General features: G+C 66.5%; 19 protein-coding genes. 10 read left to right on the forward strand and 9 right to left on the reverse strand.

Annotation, left to right across the window (positions count from 1 at the left end):
• Nucleotides 1–26: 26 nt before the first annotated feature.
• From P7644_RS05980 to P7644_RS06015, 8 genes are all read right to left on the reverse strand, one after another.
• Entirely contained in the window at nt 27–1,142 is a 1,116-nt protein-coding gene (locus P7644_RS05980) for an S-(hydroxymethyl)glutathione dehydrogenase/class III alcohol dehydrogenase (protein WP_404302215.1), read from the reverse strand.
• Nucleotides 1,143–1,303: 161 nt separating this feature from the next.
• Nucleotides 1,304–2,599, reverse strand: a complete 1,296-nt coding sequence (locus P7644_RS05985; protein ID WP_404302216.1) for a citrate synthase — start codon at nt 2,597–2,599, stop codon at nt 1,304–1,306.
• Nucleotides 2,600–2,635: 36 nt separating this feature from the next.
• Entirely contained in the window at nt 2,636–2,908 is a 273-nt protein-coding gene (locus tag P7644_RS05990; protein ID WP_404303144.1) for a succinate dehydrogenase assembly factor 2, read from the reverse strand.
• A gap of 4 nt (nt 2,909–2,912) precedes the next feature.
• Complete coding sequence (locus P7644_RS05995) at nt 2,913–3,617, reverse strand: succinate dehydrogenase iron-sulfur subunit (protein ID WP_404302218.1); 705 nt, start codon at nt 3,615–3,617, stop codon at nt 2,913–2,915.
• Between the two features lie 29 nt (nt 3,618–3,646).
• Nucleotides 3,647–5,452 (reverse strand): succinate dehydrogenase flavoprotein subunit, encoded by a 1,806-nt coding sequence (gene sdhA / locus P7644_RS06000; RefSeq protein WP_404302219.1) that lies wholly within the window; start codon nt 5,450–5,452, stop codon nt 3,647–3,649.
• A gap of 22 nt (nt 5,453–5,474) precedes the next feature.
• On the reverse strand, nt 5,475–5,840 hold the full coding sequence (gene sdhD, locus P7644_RS06005) for a succinate dehydrogenase, hydrophobic membrane anchor protein (protein ID WP_404302220.1): 366 nt from the start codon (nt 5,838–5,840) through the stop codon (nt 5,475–5,477).
• A gap of 24 nt (nt 5,841–5,864) precedes the next feature.
• Nucleotides 5,865–6,299, reverse strand: a complete 435-nt coding sequence (gene sdhC, locus P7644_RS06010; protein WP_404302221.1) for a succinate dehydrogenase, cytochrome b556 subunit — start codon at nt 6,297–6,299, stop codon at nt 5,865–5,867.
• A 136-nt stretch (nt 6,300–6,435) separates the two neighbouring features.
• The gene (locus tag P7644_RS06015) at nt 6,436–7,227 is read right to left on the reverse strand and encodes a GntR family transcriptional regulator (protein ID WP_404302222.1); all 792 of its coding nucleotides are present in this window, start codon (nt 7,225–7,227) and stop codon (nt 6,436–6,438) included.
• Nucleotides 7,228–7,417: 190 nt separating this feature from the next.
• Between P7644_RS06015 and P7644_RS06020 the strand changes: the two genes are divergently transcribed.
• From P7644_RS06020 to P7644_RS06055, 8 genes are all read left to right on the forward strand, one after another.
• Nucleotides 7,418–8,404, forward strand: coding sequence for a malate dehydrogenase (locus tag P7644_RS06020; protein ID WP_404302223.1), 987 nt, complete (start codon nt 7,418–7,420; stop codon nt 8,402–8,404).
• A 182-nt stretch (nt 8,405–8,586) separates the two neighbouring features.
• Nucleotides 8,587–9,591: an HpcH/HpaI aldolase/citrate lyase family protein gene (locus P7644_RS06025; protein WP_404302224.1), complete on the forward strand. Its 1,005-nt coding sequence runs from the start codon at nt 8,587–8,589 to the stop codon at nt 9,589–9,591.
• A gap of 55 nt (nt 9,592–9,646) precedes the next feature.
• Nucleotides 9,647–10,246, forward strand: a complete 600-nt coding sequence (locus P7644_RS06030) for a hypothetical protein (protein WP_404302225.1) — start codon at nt 9,647–9,649, stop codon at nt 10,244–10,246.
• Between the two features lie 117 nt (nt 10,247–10,363).
• Entirely contained in the window at nt 10,364–12,955 is a 2,592-nt protein-coding gene (acnB, locus tag P7644_RS06035) for a bifunctional aconitate hydratase 2/2-methylisocitrate dehydratase (RefSeq protein WP_404302226.1), read from the forward strand.
• Nucleotides 12,956–13,100: 145 nt separating this feature from the next.
• On the forward strand, nt 13,101–13,709 hold the full coding sequence (locus P7644_RS06040; RefSeq protein WP_404302227.1) for a TetR/AcrR family transcriptional regulator: 609 nt from the start codon (nt 13,101–13,103) through the stop codon (nt 13,707–13,709).
• Nucleotides 13,706–14,857 (forward strand): efflux RND transporter periplasmic adaptor subunit, encoded by a 1,152-nt coding sequence (locus P7644_RS06045; RefSeq protein WP_404302228.1) that lies wholly within the window; start codon nt 13,706–13,708, stop codon nt 14,855–14,857. Before P7644_RS06040 ends, P7644_RS06045 begins: the two co-directional genes overlap by 4 nt.
• Nucleotides 14,854–16,053 carry an ABC transporter permease gene (locus P7644_RS06050; protein WP_404302229.1) on the forward strand — a complete coding sequence of 400 codons (1,200 nt, stop codon included), beginning with the start codon at nt 14,854–14,856 and terminating at the stop codon, nt 16,051–16,053. The genes P7644_RS06045 and P7644_RS06050 overlap by 4 nt, the downstream gene beginning before the upstream one ends.
• 4 nt (nt 16,054–16,057) lie before the next feature.
• Nucleotides 16,058–16,768, forward strand: coding sequence for an ABC transporter ATP-binding protein (locus P7644_RS06055; RefSeq protein ID WP_404302231.1), 711 nt, complete (start codon nt 16,058–16,060; stop codon nt 16,766–16,768).
• Between the two features lie 67 nt (nt 16,769–16,835).
• Here the strand turns inward: P7644_RS06055 and P7644_RS06060 are convergent, their stop codons facing one another.
• Nucleotides 16,836–18,158: a lytic murein transglycosylase gene (locus tag P7644_RS06060; RefSeq protein ID WP_404302232.1), complete on the reverse strand. Its 1,323-nt coding sequence runs from the start codon at nt 18,156–18,158 to the stop codon at nt 16,836–16,838.
• 45 nt (nt 18,159–18,203) lie between these two features.
• On the opposite strand from P7644_RS06060, the gene sbcB reads away from it, so the two are divergent.
• Both sbcB and P7644_RS06070 read left to right on the forward strand, forming a co-directional pair.
• The gene (gene sbcB / locus P7644_RS06065; protein ID WP_404302233.1) at nt 18,204–19,640 is read left to right on the forward strand and encodes an exodeoxyribonuclease I; all 1,437 of its coding nucleotides are present in this window, start codon (nt 18,204–18,206) and stop codon (nt 19,638–19,640) included.
• A complete protein-coding gene (locus P7644_RS06070) occupies nt 19,612–20,466 on the forward strand; it encodes an NAD-dependent protein deacetylase (protein ID WP_404302235.1) in 855 nt (284 codons plus the stop codon). Before sbcB ends, P7644_RS06070 begins: the two co-directional genes overlap by 29 nt.
• Nucleotides 20,467–20,472: the final 6 nt, after the last annotated feature.

Raw genomic sequence — 20,472 nt, forward strand, 5'->3', positions numbered from 1 at the left:
GCAAGCGCTGTGCGCTCTTGTTTTCGTCAGTCCGCGTAGTGGACCACCGAGCGGATGGACTTGCCCTCGTGCATCAGGTCGAATGCCTGGTTGATGTCCGTGAGGCCCATGGTGTGGGTCACGAAGGGTTCGAGCTGGATCTTTCCGCGCATCGCGTCTTCCACCATGGCGGGCAGTTCGCTGCGGCCCTTGACGCCGCCGAAGGCCGTGCCCAGCCACCTGCGGCCGGTGACCAGCTGGAAGGGGCGGGTGCTGATCTCCTGCCCCGCGCCCGCCACGCCGATGATGACCGACTGGCCCCAGCCGCGGTGCGCGCATTCCAGTGCCGCGCGCATCACGTTGACGTTGCCGATGCACTCGAAGCTGTGGTCCACGCCCCAGCCGGTCATCTCCACGATCACCTGCTGGATGGGCCGGTCGTTGTCCTTGGGGTTGACGCAGTCGGTGGCGCCGAAGGTGCGCGCCAGGTCGAACTTGGACGGGTTGGTGTCGATGGCGATGATGCGCCCGGCCTGGGCCAGCTTTGCGCCCTGGATCACGGCCAGGCCGATGCCGCCCAGGCCGAACACGGCCACGGTGTCGCCCGGCTGCACCTTGGCGGTGTTCTTCACGGCCCCCAGGCCCGTGGTCACGCCGCAGCCCAAGAGGCAGACCTGCTCGGGGTTGGCGTCGGGGCTGATCTTGGCCAGTGACACCTCGGCCACCACGGTGTATTCGCTGAAGGTGGAGCAGCCCATGTAGTGGTACACGGGCTGGCCGTTGTAGGAAAAGCGCGTGCTGCCGTCGGGCATCACGCCCTTGCCCTGGGTGGCGCGCACGGCCACGCACAGGTTGGTCTTGCCGCTTTGGCAGAACAGGCATTCGCCGCACTCGGCGGTGTAGAGCGGAATCACGTGGTCGCCGGGCTGCACGCTGGTCACGCCTTCGCCGCATTCGACGACGATGCCGGCGCCCTCATGGCCCAGCACGGCGGGGAAGATGCCCTCGGGGTCGTCGCCGGAGAGGGTGAAGGCGTCGGTGTGGCACACGCCGGTATGGGTGATTCGGATGAGCACCTCGCCCTTTTTCGGGGGCGCGACGTCGAGTTCGACGATCTGCAGGGGCTCTCCAGCCTTGAAGGCAACGGCGGCGCGGGATTTCATAGTCAGGGATCCTTGGAAGAACAGGTCAGGAGAAACAAGGGTAGCGGGCAGCGCCGCCATGGTAGCGATGCCGCCACGCAGCATGGAAAAAGCCCGCAGGCAGCAGGTGCATGCGGGCTTTGGGGCAAAAGCGGCCTGCGCGAAGGCAGGCGCCGGCAGGGTCAGGGCACGTCGCGGCGCGGCGAGCCGGTGAACAGCTGGCGCGGGCGGCCGATCTTGTACTCGGGATCGCCGATCATCTCGTTGAGCTGGGCGATCCAGCCCACGGTGCGGGCCAGGGCAAAGATGCCGGTGAACAGGTTCACCGGGATGCCGATGGCGCGCTGCACGATGCCGGAGTAGAAGTCCACGTTCGGGTAGAGCTTGCGCTGCACGAAGTAGTCGTCCTCCAGGGCGATCTTCTCGAGCTTCTTGGCCAGTGCGAACAGCGGGTCATTCTCCAGGCCCAGCGCGGCCAGCACTTCGTCGCAGGTTTCCTGCATGAGCTTGGCGCGCGGGTCGTAGTTCTTGTACACGCGGTGGCCGAAGCCCATCAGCTTGACGCCGGAATTCTTGTCCTTGACCTGCTCCATGAACTCGCCCACCTTGGCCACGCCGCCATTGGCCTGGATCTGTTCGAGCATGTTCAGGCAGGCCTCGTTGGCGCCGCCGTGCGCCGGGCCCCACAGGCAGGCCACGCCAGCGGCAATGGCGGCGAACGGGTTCGTGCCCGAGCTGCCGCACAGGCGCACGGTGGAGGTGGAGGCGTTCTGCTCGTGGTCCGCGTGCAGGATGAAGATGCGGTCCATGGCGCGCTCGATCACCGGGTTGACCACATAGTCCTCGCAGGGCGTGCCGAACATCATGCGCAGGAAGTTGCCGGCGTAGGACAGATCATTGCGCGGGTACATGTAGGGCTCGCCCTTGCCGTACTTGTAGGCCATGGCCACCAGCGTGGGCATCTTGGAGATCAGGCGGATGGCCGCGATCTCGCGGTGCTCGGCGTTATGCACGTCGGTGCTGTCGTGGTAGAAGGCCGACATGGCACCCACCAGGCCGGTCAGCACGGCCATGGGGTGGGCGTCGCGGCGGAAACCACGCAGGAAGAACTGCATCTGCTCGTTCACCATGGTGTGCTTGAGCACCAGCTTGTGGAAGTCGGTGCGCTGGCTCTCGCTGGGCAGGTCACCCTTGAGCAGCAGGTAGCAGGTATCGAGGTAGTCGCACTTGGTGGCCAGTTGCTCGATAGGGTAGCCGCGGTACAGCAACTCGCCCTTGTCGCCGTCGATGTAGGTGATGTCCGACTGGCAGGAGGCGGTGGACAGGAAGCCAGGGTCATAGGTGAACATGCCCGTCTGGCCATACAGCTTGCGGATGTCGATCACATCCGGGCCGATGCTGCCCTGGTACACGGGAAGATCTATGCTCGGGCTGCCGTTGCTGAACGAGAGCGTCGCTTTGTTGTCTGCCAGTTTCATTTCCAGTTTCCTTCAGTGGTTTGGCCTGTTGGGGGGCTATGCGCGTTGGCGCAACTGCTCCAGCACTTCCTTGACTTCCTCGGTATCGGTCTCGCCTTGCGGTTCCTTGCGGCGCAGCAGCAGGTCCAGCAGGTCGTTGTCCGACAAGTCCATCAATATCGTCAGTCCCCGCGCCTGACGCGTGGTCAGGCGCGAGCCATGGTTGGCGAAAAAACGCTCGAGAAACAGGTCGTTCTCGACCAACCCGCGGCGGCAGCGCCAGTGCAGGATGGCCACTTCGCGCTCGTCGAGCAGCATTTCGTCGGCCATGGTCTTAGATGGCACGGCGTGCCATCAACTCCTTGATCTTGCCAATGGCGCGCGTCGGGTTCAGGCCCTTGGGGCACACGTCCACGCAGTTCATGATCGAGTGGCAGCGGAAGAGGCGGTAGGGATCTTCCAGGTTGTCCAGGCGCTCGCCCGTGGCCGTGTCACGGCTGTCGGCGATGAAGCGGTAGGCCTGCAACAGGCCTGCGGGACCGACGAACTTGTCCGGGTTCCACCAGAAGCTGGGGCAGGCGGTGGAGCAGCTGGCGCACAGGATGCATTCGTACAGGCCGTCGAGCTCCTCGCGCTCCTCGGGCGACTGCAGGCGCTCCTTGTCGGCCGTGGCGTAGATCTCGCTTTGCAGATAGGGCTTGATCGAGTGGTATTGCTTGAAGAACTGCGTCATGTCCACGATCAGGTCGCGGATCACCGGCAGGCCGGGCAGGGGCTTCAAGACGATGTCGCCCTTGAGCGTGTTCATGTTGGTCAGACACGCCAGGCCGTTCTTGCCGTTGATGTTCATGGCGTCGGAGCCACAGACGCCTTCGCGGCAGGAGCGGCGATACGACAGCGAGGGATCTTGCTCCTTGAGCTTGAGCAGGGCATCCAGCAGCATGCGTTCGTGGCCGTCGAGCTCGACCTCCACGGTCTGCATATAGGGCTTGGTGTCCTTGTCCGGGTCGTAGCGGTAGATCTTGAAGGTGCGTTTCATGGGTGTTTCTCTCGTGGGCGGCGGCTGGTTTAGAACGTGCGAACCTTCGGGGGGATGCTGTCCACCGTCAGCGGCTTCATGTTCACGGGCTTGTAGCTCAGGCTGTTGGTGGCGCTGTGCCACAGCGTGTGCTTGAGCCATTCCTTGTCGTTGCGGCCGAGCGGGCACTCGGGGTGATCGGCCGGATGCTCGTAGTCGTACACCGTGTGTGCGCCACGGCATTCGGTACGTGCCGCGGCCGACACCATGGTGGCCTGAGCGACCTCGATCAGGTTGTCCACCTCCAGCGCCTCCATGCGCGCGGTGTTCCAGACCTTGGACTTGTCCTTCAGGGTGACGGAGCCCACGCGCCCGCGCAGGGCATTGATCTTCACCACGCCTTCGTCCATGCCCTTTTGCGTGCGGAACACGCCGGCATGCTGCTGCATCGTCTGGCGAATCTCGTTCGCAATGTCCTGGGCGTAGGTGCCTGCGGTGGAGTCCTGCAATTGATTCAGGCGCGCCAGGGTGCGATCGGAGCCGTCGGCAGGTACGGGCTGGTGCGAGCCATAGCCTGCGACAAAGCTCACGATGTGCTTGCCGGCGGACTTGCCGAACACCAGCAGGTCCAGCAGCGAGTTCGTGCCCAGGCGATTGGCGCCGTGCACCGACACGGCGGCGCATTCGCCCACGGCGTACAGGCCCTTGACGATGTTGTTCCGCTCGCCGTCCCAGACCACGACCTGGCCGTGGATGTTGGTCGGGATGCCGCCCATCTGGTAGTGGATGGTGGGCACCACGGGGATGGGTTCCTTGGTGATGTCGACGTTGGCGAAGTTGTGGCCGATCTCTTCCACCGAGGGTAGGCGCTTCCTGATGGTGTCTGCGCCCAGGTGGTCGAGCTTCATCAGGATGTAGTCCTTGTTCGGGCCGCAGCCACGGCCTTCCTTGATCTCCTGATCCATGGAGCGCGAGACGAAGTCGCGCGGCGCCAGATCCTTCAAGGTGGGCGCGTAGCGCTCCATGAAGCGTTCGCCGTTGCTATTCAAAAGAATAGCGCCCTCGCCACGGCAGCCCTCGGTCAGCAGCACGCCGGCGCCGGCCACGCCGGTGGGGTGGAACTGCCAGAATTCCAGATCCTGCAGCGGAATGCCGGCGCGCGCCGCCATGCCCAGGCCGTCGCCGGTGTTGATGAAAGCGTTGGTGGAAGCGGCAAAGATGCGGCCCGCGCCACCCGTGGCCAGCAGCACGGCCTTGGCGTGCAGCTCGTACAGGTCGCCGGTTTCCAGTTCCAGGGCGGTGACGCCGACCACGTCGCCGCCTTCGTTGCGGATCAGGTCCAGCGCCATCCATTCGACGAAGAAATTCGTCTTCGACTCGACGTTCTTCTGGTACAGCGTGTGCAGCATGGCGTGGCCGGTGCGGTCGGCCGCGGCGCAGGCGCGTTGCACGGGCTTTTCGCCATAGTTGGCGGTGTGGCCGCCGAACGGACGCTGGTAGATGGTGCCGTCGGCGTTGCGGTCAAACGGCATGCCGAAATGCTCCAGCTCGATCACCACATTCGGTGCCTCGCGGCACATGAATTCGACTGCGTCCTGGTCGGACAGCCAGTCGCCACCCTTGATGGTGTCGTAGAAGTGGTAATGCCAGTTGTCCTCGCTCATATTGCCCAGCGATGCGGATACGCCTCCCTGGGCCGCCACGGTGTGCGAGCGGGTGGGGAAGACCTTGGACAGGCAGGCCACGGAGAGGCCGGCGCGGGACAGTTCGAGGGAGGCGCGCATGCCGGAGCCGCCGGCCCCGACGATGACCACGTCAAATTTGCGCTTGGTGATATTCGCTTTGGTATAGCTCATTGTGTTCTTTCAATCGCGGGGGTCACAGACGCCACAGGACCTGCAGGGCCCAGCCGGTGCAGCCGACCAGCCAGACGATGGTGAAGGTCTGCAGCAGCAGGCGCAGACCGTCGGGACGGGCATAGTCCATCCACACGTTGCGCACGCCCACCCAGGCATGCCAGGCCAGCGAGACGATCAGGGAGAAGGTGAGGAACTTCATCCACTGGGCGGCAAAGATGCCGGCCCACAGGTCGTAGCCGATGGGGCCCTTGCTGAAGATCACTTGTGCCAGCAGGCACACGGTGAACAGGACGATGACGATGCCGGTCAGGCGCTGAACCAGCCAGTCGCGCACGCCGTAATGGGCACCGGCCACGGTGCGTTTGGAGCCGTAGGTCACGGACATGGTGTTTTCCTTTTCTCTCGAAGATCAGTACAGGCCAAACAGCTTGGCGCCCAGGACCAGCGTCAGGCCGATGCTGAGCACCAGCGTGAAGACGGCGGAGCGGCGGCCCGTGTCCTTGTTCACGGCGCTGTGGTCGATGTCCATCCACAGGTGGCGCAGGCCGGCGATCAGGTGGTGCAGATAGGCCCAGATCAGGGCCAGCGTCACCAGCTTGATGAGCCAGCCGGGCACGAAGCCCAGGCCCGCAGTGAAGGCGGCGGCGAAGCGGCCGAATGAGATCTCCGAGGACACAGAGGTGTCGAACATCCAGATGACCAGGGGCAGCAGCAGGAACATGAGCATGCCGCTGGCGCGATGCAGGATCGAGACCCAGCCAGCCAGCGGCAGGCGGTAGGTCCTGACGTCATGGAAGATGTTGATGTTCCGGTACTCGGGTCGTTTCTTGGCGTGCTCTGTCATGGCGTTGTGCTTTCGTGGATGTAACTGCGTTGTAATTGCATGAAGGCGGACAACCTAAAATTCTATTGCAACGCAGTACAAAGGTTTTGCGGTGACTGCGTATTCATGGCGTTTGCGTTCGGAAGTTGGCTGTGTGTCAGCTGAGTTTGTTGTGGTAGTGATGCGTGTCCGTGCGGTACAGGCCGCGGCGCAACTCCATGGGGACGTCGTTGTAGGTGTAGGCCAGCCGCTCTACGCTGAGCAGGGGGGTGCCGGGTGTCACGTTCAGCCACTGCGCCTGGGTCTCGTCGGGCAGCACGGCGCGTATCTTCTCCTCGGCGCGCACCATGCGCACGCCAAAGTCGAGCTCGAACATGGCATAGGTGGGGCCCTGGTAGTGGGCCATCTGCTCGGCCGTCAGGCCCCTGAAGGGCTGGTTGGGCAGCCAGATGTCCTCCAGGATGGTGGGCACTCCCACAAAAGACAGGATACGTTTGATCTGGATCACAGAGTCGCCCGCGCGCAGCGCAAGGCTGCGGGCCACCTCGGCGCTGGCGCGCAGCCGGCGGCACTCCAGAATGGTGCGCTGCGCGGGGCCTTCCACGCGTGCGTCGCCCGAATCGGGCAGTAGCTTCAAGAAGCGATACTGCACCTGGCGTTCGGCATGGGTGGATACAAAAGTCCCCTTGCCCTGGCGGCGCGTCACCAGGTTCTCGGCCGCCAGCTCGTCAATGGCCTTGCGCACCGTGCCCTGGCTCACGCGAAAGCGCGCCGCCAGTTCGATTTCGCTGGGAATGGCCTCGCCGGGCTTCCATTCGCCGTGCTGCAGGCTGTGCAGGATCAGGCCCTTGATCTGTTGGTACAGGGGGCTGAAGGCGGGCGTGGCTACTCCCGTGCCGCCGTTTGCGGGCGGTGTGCCTTCGGTGCTTGGCGGAGGCAGGGACGACATGGTGCTTGGGGGTGGGTTCTGCGTTTTCGAGGGGTAATCATATCTTATATAAGACATAAGACAAATTGACCCTGTGTCCGAATCGGCAGTAAAATTAACGGCTGTTTGCGAGGCTCGGGCTGCTGATTTCTGGCGCTGGTGCGGCCTTGTACCAACACCTTTTTTGTCACTTCCTTTCTGGAGTTTTCTCATGAGCAAGAAGCCCGTTCGCGTCGCAGTTACCGGCGCCGCTGGTCAAATCGGTTACGCCCTGCTGTTTCGCATCGCCTCCGGCGAAATGCTGGGCAAGGACCAGCCCGTCATCCTGCAATTGCTCGAAATCCCGGACGAAAAGGCCCAGAACGCACTCAAGGGCGTGATCATGGAACTTGAGGATTGCGCCTTCCCGCTGCTGGCCGGCATCGAGGCCCATGCCGACCCCATGACCGCCTTCAAGGACACCGACTACGCCCTGCTCGTCGGCGCCCGCCCGCGCGGCCCCGGCATGGAGCGTGCCGACCTGCTGGCCGCCAACGCCCAGATCTTCACCGCCCAGGGCAAGGCCCTGAACGCCGTGGCTTCGCGCAATGTGCGCGTGCTGGTGGTCGGCAACCCCGCCAACACCAACGCCTACATCGCCATGAAGAGCGCGCCCGACCTGCCGCGCGAGAACTTCACCGCCATGCTGCGCCTGGACCACAACCGCGCCGCCAGCCAGATCGCCGCCAAGATCGGCTGCGCCGTGGGCGACATCGAGAAGCTGGCCGTGTGGGGCAACCACTCGCCCACCATGTACGCCGACTACCGTTTCGCCACCGTCAATGGCAAGTCCGTCAAGGACACCATCAATGACCACGACTGGAACGCCAACGTGTTCCTGCCCACCGTGGGCAAGCGCGGCGCGGCCATCATTGCCGCCCGCGGCCTGTCCTCGGCCGCCTCGGCTGCCAACGCCGCCATCGACCACATGCGCGACTGGGCCCTGGGCACCAACGGCAAGTGGGTCACTATGGGCATTCCGTCCAACGGCGAATACGGCATTCCCAAGGATGTGATGTTCGGCTACCCCGTCACCTGCGAAGGCGGCAAGTACACCATTGTCAAGGACCTGCCCATCGATGCCTTCAGCCAGGAATGCATCAACAAGACCCTGGCCGAGCTGCAGGGTGAGCAGGATGGCGTGAAGCATCTGCTGTAAAAAATGTAGCTGCTGGCGCTTGATTTACGGAATTTTCATTATGTTTTCTAAAGGAAAACATTTCCAATCAAGCGCTGGCAGCTCACTTTTTTATGATTCACGATAAAGACATGCTGTTGCCATTGCCGTCCCCCGGCCTGCAGTAGCAACACCATTTTTTTGTCCGCAACGGCCAGGACTCCATGACCCCAGTCGCACCCCATCCCCGAGAGATCCTGCTGGGCGCCCAGGCGGCAGCGCATGCCCTGCCGGTGTGCGATCACTACAGCGGCGTCGAGCAGCGCATGCGCAAGAGCCTGCAGCTGCAGGCCGAGATGCTGCAGGAGTTTGGCCACTGTGTGTTCGACGTCACGCTGGACTGCGAGGACGGCGCGCCCGTGGGCCAGGAGCGCGAGCATGCCCAGCTGGTCGCGCAGCTGGCCAGGAATGCCGCCGCCGGGGCGCGCGTGGCCGCGCGCGTGCACACCGTGGACCACCCCGCGTTCGCGCAGGACATGGCCATCATCGCGGGCGAGGCCGGCCAGCACCTCGCCCACATCATGATCCCCAAGGTGGAGTCGGTGGACGACGTGCTCGCGGCCGAGCGTGCGCTGCTGGCCGCCGGGGCCGGCCACCTGCCGCTGCATGCGTTGATCGAGTCGCCCGCGGCCGTGCACCGGGCGTTCGAGATCGCCGCGCACCCGCGCATCCAGAGCCTGAGCTTTGGCCTGATGGATTTCGTCTCCGCCCATGGCGGCGCCATTCCCGCTTCGGGCATGACCTCGGCGGGCCAGTTCCAGCACCCGCTCGTGGTGCGCGCCAAGCTCGAGATCGCGGCCGCCTGCCACGCCAACGGCAAGGTGCCATCGCACTGCGTGGTCACCGAATTCAGCGACCAGGCCGCCATGCAGGCCGCGGCCGCGCGCGCCGCGCGCGAGTTCGGCTACACGCGCATGTGGAGCATCCACCCGGCGCAGATCCGCCCCATCCTGGCCGCCTTCGCGCCCGAGGATGCCGAGATCGCGCGCGCCACCCAGATCATTTCTGCCGCCATCGACGCCGACTGGGCCCCCATCAGCGAAGACGGCGTGTTGCACGACCGCGCCAGCTACCGCTATTTCTGGCAGGTGCTTGAGCGTGCGCACCAGACCGGCCGCGCGCTGGCGCCGCAGGCGCGGGCCTGGTTTGCCAATGCTGACGGCAACTGATGTGGGTACTTCGCCGCCACAATCAAGGTTTTCTCCCATTTCTGCCGGAGTCATCATGAAAACCCTTATCGCTTCCGCCATGCTGCTGCTGGCCCCCGTGTGGTCTATGGCGCAGCCGGCAACTGCGGCCCAGGCGGGCAAGAGCGTTGCCAAGAAGCCCGCTGCCAAGCCCGCCAAGGCAGCCAAGGCAGCGCATGAGGCCACGACTGTCGCCAAGGCCGCGCCCACCAGCAGCCGCACCCGCCTGCACAGCGGTGCCATGCAGGTGGCGGCCGGCATCGCCGCGGCCGAAATTGCGCTCACCCCCGAAGAGCTGGCCGTTTCCGACGAGGTGCACACCGGCCGCATGGCCTGCGAGCTGGGAGCCTTTGTGCAGGTGGAGCGCGATGCGCAGTCGCCCGGGCGCTTCTATGTGGAAGGCAAGGGCTTCAAATACCACATGGCACCCGTGACTTCGGTGACCGGTGCGGTGCGCCTGGAGGATCAGCGCGCCGGCGCCGTGTGGATACAGATCGCCAACAAATCCATGCTCATGAACCAAAAGCTCGGTCAGCGCATGGCTGACGAGTGCATGAGCCCGCAGCAGTTCACGGTGGCCGAGGGCTTCAAGAAGAACCCGCCGCCCAGCCTGCTGGACAACCCCGCGGCCAAGTAAAACCAGCGTCCTTTGGCCGGGTCACAGGCACCAGCCGTCTTGGCGGTGGGCGTGCATGTGTCCGGCAGGTGATCGTCCCCCACTTTGAAAACCCTGACCATTCCGGAGAAAGAAGACATGTTGCAAGCCTATCGAGCCCATGCCGCCGAACGCGCCGCCCTCGGCATCCCGCCCCTGGCACTGGATGCAAACCAAGTTGCCGAGCTGATCGAGCTGATCAAGAACCCGCCGGCGGGTGAGGCCGAGTTTCTGCTGGACTTGCTGACGCACCGCGTGCCTCCGGGCGTGGACGATGCAGCCAAGGTCAAGGCCAGCTTCCTGGCGGCCGTGGCGCATGGCGACATCCAGGTGGGCCTGATCGGCAAGGCCCGCGCCACCGAACTGCTGGGCACCATGGTTGGCGGCTACAACGTGCACCCGCTGATCGAACTGCTGGACGACGCCGAGGTCGCCGGCGTGGCGGCAGAGGCGCTGAAGAAGACGCTGCTGATGTTCGACTACTTCAACGACGTGGCGGCCAAGGCCAAGGCCGGCAACGCCAAGGCCAAGGAAGTGATGCAGAGCTGGGCCGACGCCGAGTGGTTCACCAGCCGTCCCAAGGTCGATGAAAAAATCACCGTCACCGTGTTCAAGGTGCCCGGCGAGACCAATACCGACGACCTGTCGCCCGCGCCCGACGCCACCACGCGCCCCGACATCCCCATGCACTACCTGGCGATGCTGAAGAACACCCGCCCCGACGCGGCCTTCAAGCCCGAGCAGGACGGCAAGCGCGGTCCCATGCAGTTCATCGAGGACCTGAAGAAGAAGGGCCACACCGTCGCCTACGTGGGCGACGTGGTGGGCACGGGCTCCAGCCGCAAATCCGCCACCAACAGCGTCATCTGGGCCACGGGCCAGGACATTCCCTACGTGCCCAACAAGCGCTTTGGCGGCGTGACGCTGGGCGGCAAGATCGCTCCCATCTTCTTCAACACGCAGGAAGACTCGGGCTCGCTGCCGATCGAGGTCGATGTTTCCAAGCTGGAGATGGGCGACGTGATCGACGTGCTGCCCTACGACGGCAAGATCGTGAAGAACGGCGAGACCGTGGCCGAGTTCAAGCTCAAGAGCGACGTGCTGCTGGACGAAGTGCAGGCCGGCGGCCGCATCAACCTCATCATCGGCCGCTCGCTGACGGCCAAGGCGCGTGAGTTCCTGGGATTGAGCGCCTCGACCGCCTTCCGCCTGCCCCAGGCGCCCGCCGAGTCCAAGGCCGGCTTCACCCTGGCGCAGAAGATGGTCGGCCGCGCCTGCGGCCTGCCCGAAGGCCAGGGCGTGCGCCCCGGCACCTACTGCGAGCCGCGCATGACCACCGTGGGTTCGCAAGACACCACCGGCCCCATGACGCGCGACGAGCTGAAGGACCTGGCCTGCCTGGGCTTTTCCGCCGACATGGTGATGCAGTCCTTCTGCCACACCGCCGCCTACCCCAAGCCCGTGGACGTGAAGACGCACCGCGAGCTGCCCGCCTTCATCAGCAACCGCGGCGGCGTGGCCCTGCGCCCCGGCGACGGCGTGATCCACAGCTGGCTCAACCGCCTGCTGCTGCCCGACACCGTGGGCACGGGCGGTGACTCGCACACGCGCTTCCCCATCGGCATCAGCTTCCCTGCAGGCTCCGGCCTGGTGGCCTTCGGCGCCGCCACGGGCGTGATGCCGCTGGACATGCCCGAATCGGTGCTGGTGCGCTTCAAGGGCGAATTGCAGCCCGGCGTCACGCTGCGCGACCTGGTGCATGCCATTCCGCTGTACGCCATCAAGGCCGGTTTGCTGACCGTGGCCAAGGCCGGCAAGATCAACATCTTCTCGGGCAAGATCCTTGAAATCGAAGGCCTGCCGGACCTGAAGGTGGAGCAGGCATTCGAGCTGTCTGACGCCTCGGCCGAGCGCTCCGCCGCCGGCTGCACGATCAAGCTCAACCCCGAGCCGATCAAGGAGTACCTGCGCTCGAACATCGTGCTGATGAAGAACATGATCGCCGACGGCTACCAGGACGCGAAGACCCTGCAGCGCCGCATCGAGAAGGTCGAGGCCTGGCTGGCCAAGCCCGAGCTGCTCGAAGCCGACAAGGACGCCGAGTACGCCGCCGTGATCGAGATCGACATGAACGAGATCAAGGAACCTATCGTCTGCTGTCCCAACGACCCGGACGACGCCAAGTTCCTCTCCGAAGTGGCCGGCACCAAGATCGACGAGGCCTTCATCGGCTCGTGCATGACCAACATCGGCCATTTCCGCGCAGCCGCCAAGCTGCTCGGCGGCCAGCGCGACATTCCCGTCAAGCTGTGGGTCGCGCCGCCGACCAAGATGGACCAGAACGAGCTCATCAAGGAAGGCCATTACGCGGCGTTCGGCACGGCCGGCGCGCGCACCGAGATGCCGGGCTGCTCGCTGTGCATGGGCAACCAGGCGCAGGTGCACGAAGGTGCGACGGTGATCTCCACCAGCACGCGCAACTTCCCCAACCGCCTGGGCAAGAACACCAATGTGTTCCTGGGTTCGGCCGAACTCACCGCCATCGCCTCGCGTCTGGGCAAGCTGCCCACACGTGAGGAATACCTCAAGGAAATGGGCGTGATCGACGCGGACAAGACCAGCGTGTACCGCTACATGAACTTCGACCAGATCGAGGAATACGCCGAGGTTGCCAAGGGCGTGGCGGCCTGACAGGCCACGGGCCGCCGTTGGCGGCCCTCATGAAAGAACCCCCGCCGGCGTGCAGCCGGGCGGGGGTTTCGTTTTTTCTGGAGCACTGGGTTTGGGGCCGGATAAGATAAGATAGTAATAAGTCACTTACTTTCCACGGATGCCCATGAGCGAAGCAAGCAAACATCTGCCGGCCGACGAGCGGCGCAGCGCCACGGTGGAGGCGGTGATCGATCTGGCGGCGCAGCAGAACCCCAGCGACATCACGACCACGGCCATTGCCCGGCGCATGGGCGTGACGCAGGGGGCCTTGTTTCGCCATTTCCCGAGCAAAGACGCCATATTGCAGGCGGTGATGACCTGGGTGGCGCAACGCCTATTGGCGCGTGTGGACAAGGCGGCGCAGGCAGCGCCGTCGCCCGCAGCGGCCCTGGAGGCGGTGTTCATGGCACATATCGATTTCGTGTGCGAGCGTCCTGGCGTGCCGCGCCTGCTCTTTGGTGAACTGCAGCGACCGGGCCAGAGCATTCCCAAGCAGTTGGTGCAGACGCTGATTGAGCACTATGGCGAGCGGCTGCGCAGGCTGCTGGAGGCTGGCAAGGCGCAGGGCGAGCTGGACCCCGGTCTGGATGTGCCGGCCGCCGCCGTGTTGTTCATAGGCAGTATCCAGGGGCTGGTCATGCAGTCGCTGCTGGCCGGTGATGTGGCGCGCATGCGCCAAAACGCGCCGGGGGTGTTTGCCATCTACCGCCGTGGCATCGGGAGGCTGCAATGAAATTTCCACAGTTGCAGCGCCGCACGCTGGCGCTGGTCGCCGTCATCGTGCCGCTGGCGCTGTTGTTCGTGTACGTGGTGCTGCGCTCGGGGCCGCTGGCGCCGGTGGCGGTGACGCTGGGTACGGTGCAGTCGCGCGCGGTGGCGCCGGCGCTGTCGGGCATTGGCACGGTGCAGGTGCGCTACATCCACAAGATCGGCCCCACGGTCGCCGGGCGCGTGCGGCGCCTGGACGTGCATGTGGGCGACATGGTGCGGGCGGGCCAGGAGCTGGGCGAGATGGATCCCGTGGACCTGGACGAGCGCATACGCGCCCAGCAGGCCGCGATCAAGAGCGCCGAGGCCGCCCTGCGCCAGGCCGAGGCCCGGCAGGGCTATGCCCAGAGCCAGGCGCAGCGCTACGAGCAGCTGGTGGCCGTGCGCGTGACCAGCGAGGAGAGCCTGGCCACCCGGCAGCAGGAGCTGGCCGTGGCCGACGCGGCGCTCGCGGCCGCGCGCGAGGATGCGAGCCGCCTGCGCTCGGACCTGCAGGCGCTGCGCGCGCAGCGTGGCAACCTGCGCCTGGTGGCTCCCGTGGCCGGGCTGGTGGCCGCGCGCGATGCCGACCCCGGTACCACGGTGGTGGCGGGGCAGGCGGTGGTCAGGATCATCGATCCCGCCAGCCTGTGGGTGGATGCGCGCTTTGACCAGATCAGCGCCCAGGGCCTGGCGGCCGACCTGCCGGCCGAGGTGGTGCTGCGCTCGCGCCAGGGCCAGCCGCTGGCCGCGCGCGTGCTGCGCACCGAGCCGCTGGCCGACGCAGTGACCGAGGAACTGCTGGCAAAAATCGTCTTTGACGCGCTGCCCAGGCCGCTGCCCCCGATCGGCGAGCTGGCCGAGATCACCGTGCGCCTGCCGGCGCTGCCCGAGGCCCCCACCATCCCCAACGCTGCCCTGCGCACCGTGGCCGGCCAGCGCGGCGTGTGGCGGCTCAAGGATGGCGAGCTGGCGTTTGCGCCGCTGCGCCTGGGCCGCGCCGACCTGGAAGGCCAGGTGCAGGTGCAGGAAGGTCTGGCCGCGGGCGAGGCCATCGTGGTCTACAGCGAAAAGACCCTGGGCCCGAAGAGCCGCGTGCATGTGGTCGAGCGCATTGCCGGGGGGGCTCCATGATCAGCCTGGCGGGGCGCGACATCCTGCATGCCTGGGGCAAGTTCGTCTTCACCGGCATTGGCCTGGGGCTGCTGATCGGCGTGACGCTGACCATGGCCGGCGTGTACCGCGGCATGGTGGACGACGGCAAGGTGCTGCTGGACAACAGCGGCGCCGACCTGTGGGTGGTGCAGAAGGACACGCTGGGCCCCTACGCCGAATCGTCCAGCGTGCCCGACGACCTGTGGCGCAGCGTGCGCGCCATGCCCGGCGTGGCGCAGGCGGCCAACATCACCTACCTGACCATGCAGGTGGGCCATGGCGACAAGGATGTGCGCGCCATGGTGGTGGGCGTCACGGCGGGCGGCCCCGGCATGCCGGGCTGGCCGCCGCAGCTGATGGCGGGGCGCCAGATCACGCGCGGGCACTACGAGGCCGTGGCCGATGCCGCCGCCGGCGTGCGCCTGGGCGACCTGCTGAAGATCCGCCGCAACCACTACACGGTGGTGGGCCTGACGCGGCGCATGGTTTCGTCGAGCGGCGACCCCATGGTGTTCATACCGCTCAAGGACGCGCAGGAGGCGCAGTTCTTGAAGGACAACGACGCCATCCTCATGCAGCGCCGCCGCACCGAGGCCAACCCGGCCTTCAACCGCCCGGCCGTGCCGGACCTGCTGGACGCGGTGATCGCCTCGCAGACCAGCAACAGCTATGTGAACGCCGTGCTGGTGCGCCTGCGGCCCGGCTTCACGCCGCAGGAGGTGGCAGAGCCGATCCGCCTTTGGCTGCGCCTGACGGTCTATGACCGCGCGCAGATGGAGGGCATCCTCGTGGGCAAGCTCATCGCCACCTCGGCCAAGCAGATCGGCATGTTTTTGGTGATTCTGGCGCTGGTCAGCGCGGCCATCGTCGCGTTCCTGATCTACACGCTGACCATGGACAAGATCCGCGAGATCGCCGTGCTCAAGCTCATAGGCACGCGCAACCGCACGATTGCCTGGATGATCCTGCAGCAGGCCCTGGTGCTGGGCCTGATCGGCTTCGTCGTGGGCAAGATCACGGCCACCTTTGCCGCGCCGCTGTTCCCGAAGTACGTGCTGCTGGTGCCGTTCGACACGGCCATGGGCCTGATTGCCGTGATGGCGATCTGCGTGCTCGCGAGCGTGGTGGCGATACGCGTGGCGCTGCGCGTCGATCCTGCGCAGGCGATCGGGTGAAGCCATGAACCGACAAGGCATACGCATAGAGCGCCTGAGCAAGCGCTATGGCTCGGGCGAGACGGCCTTCCTGGCGCTCAAGGACGTGAACATGCATGTCGCGCCCGGCGAGGTGGTGGGGCTGATCGGCCCCTCGGGCTCGGGCAAGAGCACGCTGCTCAAGTGCCTGGGCGCGGTGATCGACCCTACGTCCGGGCGCATGACGCTGGACGAGCAGGTGATCTACGACGACGGCTGGAAGGTGCGCGACCTGCGCGCGCTGCGCCGCGACCAGATGGGCTTCGTGTTCCAGGCGCCGTACCTGATACCGTTCCTGGACGCCACCGACAACGTGGCCCTGCTGCCCATGCTGGCGGGCGTGCCCAACGACGAGGCGCGCCGGCGCGCGCTGGAACTGCTCACCGCGCTGGACGTGCAGCACCGCGCGCGCGCCATGCCCTCGCAGCTGTCGGGCGGCGAGCAGCAGCGCGTGGCCATTGCGCGCGGCCTGGTGAACCGCCCGCCGGTGATCCTGGCCGACGAACCCACGGCGCCGCTGGATTCGCAGCGCGCCATGGCGGTGATACGCATCCTGAACGACATGGCCCGGCGCCTGCAGACGGCCGTCATCGTGGTCACGCACGACGAGAAGATCATCCCCACCTTCAAGCGCATCTACCACATCCGCGACGGCGTGACGCACGAGGAGGCGGGCGAGGGGCGCGGGTTTGACTGAAGTTAAGTAAAAATAGGGCTGTAACGCCCGCCAATAAAGCGTCACAAGCTATTAATACAGGAGCTATTCAAGGCTCCTGCAAGCGTCGCAGCAGTTCGTGCGTGGCATAGCCGTCGGCCGGCAGGCCCAGGCTTTGCTGGTAGCGGCGCACGCCGGCGCGCGTGGCCGGGCCGGCCACGCCATCGGGCGTGCCGGCGCCAAGCCCCCGGGCGTTGAGCAGCTCCTGCAGCGTCCTGGTCTCGCTGCGTGACAGTGCCGGCAGGTCGCGCGGCCAGGAGGCGACCAGGCCCGTGCCGCCCTCGATCTGGCGCGCCAGCAGGCCCACGGCCAGGGCGTAGTTCACCGAGTTGTTGTAGCGCAGCAGGGCGCGGAAATTCGGGCCGACCAGGACGGCCGGGCCGCGCGCACCCGCGGGCGTGAGGATGGAGGCGCCCGGCAGCTGCGGCAGGGCCTCGCCGTCGATGCCGCGCACGCCTTCGGCGGCCCAGGCCTCGCTGTCCTGGCGCACGCCCAGTTCGGCTCGCGCATAGTCGAAGCCCGGCGGCAGCCGCACCTCCACGCCCCAGGGCTGACCACTTTTCCAGCCCGAATGCGCCAGGAAGTTGGCCGTGGAGGCGGTCACGTCGGCCACGCTGCCCCAGATGTCGCGCCGGCCGTCGCCGTCGGCATCCACGGCATAGGCCAGGTACACCGAGGGCAGGAACTGCGTATGCCCCATGGCGCCGGCCCAAGAGCCCACGAGCGCGTCGGCCGCGATCTCGCCCCGGTCCACGATGCGCAGGGCCGCCAGCAGCTCGCCGCGCGCCCAGTCGCGGCGCCGGCCGTCGTAGGCCAGCGTGGCCAGCGCATCGACGGCGGAGAAGCTGCCGAAGTTGCGGCCGTAGTTGCTCTCCATGCCCCAGATGGCCGTGATCACGCTGGCCGGCACGCCATGGCGCTGCTCGGCCGCCGCCAGCGCGGCGGCATGCAGGCGGCGCTGCGCACGCCCCTGGGCCACGCGCTGGGGTGAGACGGCGCTGTCCAGGTAGGCCCAGGGCGGGCGCGTGAATTCGGGCTGGGCGCGGTCCAGTTCCACCACCCGGGACTGCCACTGGGCGCGGGCCAGCGTGGCGTCCACGGTTTGCGCGCGGATGCCGGCCGCCAGCGCCTCCTGCGCAAAGGCCTGCAGCCACGTGTAAAAGCCGGCGATGGTGCTTGCCATGCCGCTCACGTCGGCGGTTGCGGGCATTGGCGTGGGTGGTGCCGTGGGTGGTGCGGGGGCCGTCGCGGCGGTAGTGGTGGCAGGCAATGCGGGGGCAGGGGCGCTGGCGCAGCCGGTAAGTACCGCAAGGCCCAGGGCGGCGGGAAGAAACAGGAAACGCATGACAGCGATTGTGCCGGCATGGGCCATGCATACTCGGGCCTCGCCAAGTTTCCGGCTGCAACCGACCTGCCCATGCACACCTTTCTCTGGCACGACTACGAAACCTTCGGCGCCGACACGCGCCGTGACCGCCCCGCGCAGTTTGCCGCCATACGCACCGATGCCGAACTCAATGAGATCGGCGCGCCGCTGATGATCTACTGCCGCCCGGCCAACGACTATCTGCCGAGTCCAGAGGCCTGCCTGATCACCGGCATCACGCCTCAGCTGTGCCTGGAAAAAGGCCTGCCCGAGCATGAGTTCGCGGCGCGCATCGAGGCCGAGCTGGCCCAGCCCGGCACCATCGGCGTGGGCTACAACACGATACGCTTCGACGACGAGATTACGCGCTTCATGTTTTGGCGCAACCTGATGGACCCCTATGCACGCGAATGGCAGAACCAGTGCGGCCGCTGGGACTTGCTGGACGTCGTGCGCATGACCTATGCGCTGCGCCCGGATGGCATCGAATGGCCCGTGGTCGAAGGCAAGCCCAGCTTCAGGCTGGAGCATCTGACGCGCGCCAATGGCCTGGCGCACGATGCCGCGCACGATGCGCTGTCGGACGTGCGTGCGACGATTGCGCTGGCGCGGCTCATACGCCAGCACAATCCCAGGCTGTTCGACTTTGCGCTATCCCTGCACAAGAAGGAGCGCGTGGCCACCGAGCTGCGCCTGCCGGCGACGGCGCAGACGGCGCGGCCCTTCCTGCATGTCTCGGGCATGTTCGGCACCGAGCGCGGCTGCCTGGCCGTGATGTGGCCGCTGGCCAGCCACCCCACGAACAGGAACGAGCTGCTGGCCTGGGACCTGGCGCAGGACCCGGCCGAGCTCGCCACGCTTTCCGCCGACGAGATCCGCCAGCGCCTGTTCACGCGCCAGGCCGACCTGCCCGAGGGGGTGACGCGCCTGCCACTCAAGAGCGTGCACCTGAACAAGTCGCCGATGGTGGTGGGCAATGTGAACACGCTCACGCCCGCCATGGCCGGGCGCTGGAACATCGACCTGGAGCGGGCGGAGCAGCACGCCGAGGCCGCGCGCCGGCTGCCCGACATGAGTGCCATCTGGGCCCAGGTGTTCAAGAGGCAGCAGGAAGCGGCGCCCGACGTGGATCAGGACCTGTACGGCGGCTTCGTGGGCAACGAGGACCGCCGGCGCCTGAACCGCCTGCGCGGCCTGAATGCCGAGGAGCTTGCGCGTGAGCGCCCGGGGTTTGACGATGGTCGCCTGAGCGAGCTGTTCTGGCGCTACCGTGCGCGCAACTTCCCGCAGACCCTCTCGCCCGAGGAGCATGAGCGCTGGGAGGCGCACCGCATCGCCATGCTGGTGGAGGGCGAGGGCGGCGGCCTGACCTTCGACGCCCTGTTCGAGCGTCTGGACGCGCTGGGCGCCGAGGCCGACGACGAACGCACCGAGGCCATCCTGGGCGCGGTGTACGACTATGCCGAAAGCATTGCCCCCGGCCTGTGACCTAGGGCTTGCCATCGAGCCGCTGCGGGGCTGGCTGCGCCGGCACCCGCGCCTGTTCGTGATCACCGGCGCGGGCTGCAGCACCGCGGTTGGCATTCCCGACTACCGCGACGAAAACGGTGACTGGAAGCGCCCGCAGCCCGTGACCTACCAGGCCTTCATGGGCGATGCGGCCACGCGCCGGCGCTACTGGGCGCGCAGCCTGCTCGGTTGGCCAGTGATGGCGCGTGCACGCCCTGGCACTGCGCACAGGGCGCTGGCACAGCTCGAGCACGCGGGCCGCATCGAGCTGCTGCTGACCCAGAACGTGGATGGCCTGCATCACGCCGCCGGCAGCCGGCGCACGCTCGACCTGCATGGGCGCGTGGATACGGTGCGCTGCATGCACTGCGAGGCACGTAGTCCGCGCGCCATCCTGCAGGCCGAGCTGCTGCGGCGCAACCCGGGTTGGGCGCAGCTGCAGGCCGCGCCCGCGCCCGATGGCGATGCCGACCTGCAGGGGCGCGACTTGTCCGGCTTCGACGTGCCATCCTGTACGCACTGCGGCGGCGGGCCGCTGAAGCCGGATGTGGTGTTCTTTGGCGAAAACGTACCGCGCGAGCGTGTGGCTGCGGCACATGCCGCGCTGGCGCGGTCCGACGCCGTGCTCGTCGCCGGCTCCTCGCTCATGGTGTATTCGGGCTATCGCTTCGTGCAGGCAGCCGTGCGGCAGGGCCTGCCCGTGGCGGCCATCAACCAGGGCCGCACGCGAGCCGATGAACTGTTGGCGCTGAAGCTGGCGATGGATGTCGACCAGGCGCTGCAGGCCGTGATCGATGCCTTGTAGGGCCTG

The sequence above is a fragment of the Alicycliphilus denitrificans genome (assembly GCF_044792555.1).
Taxonomy (GTDB): Bacteria; Pseudomonadota; Gammaproteobacteria; order Burkholderiales; family Burkholderiaceae_C; genus Alicycliphilus; species Alicycliphilus denitrificans_A.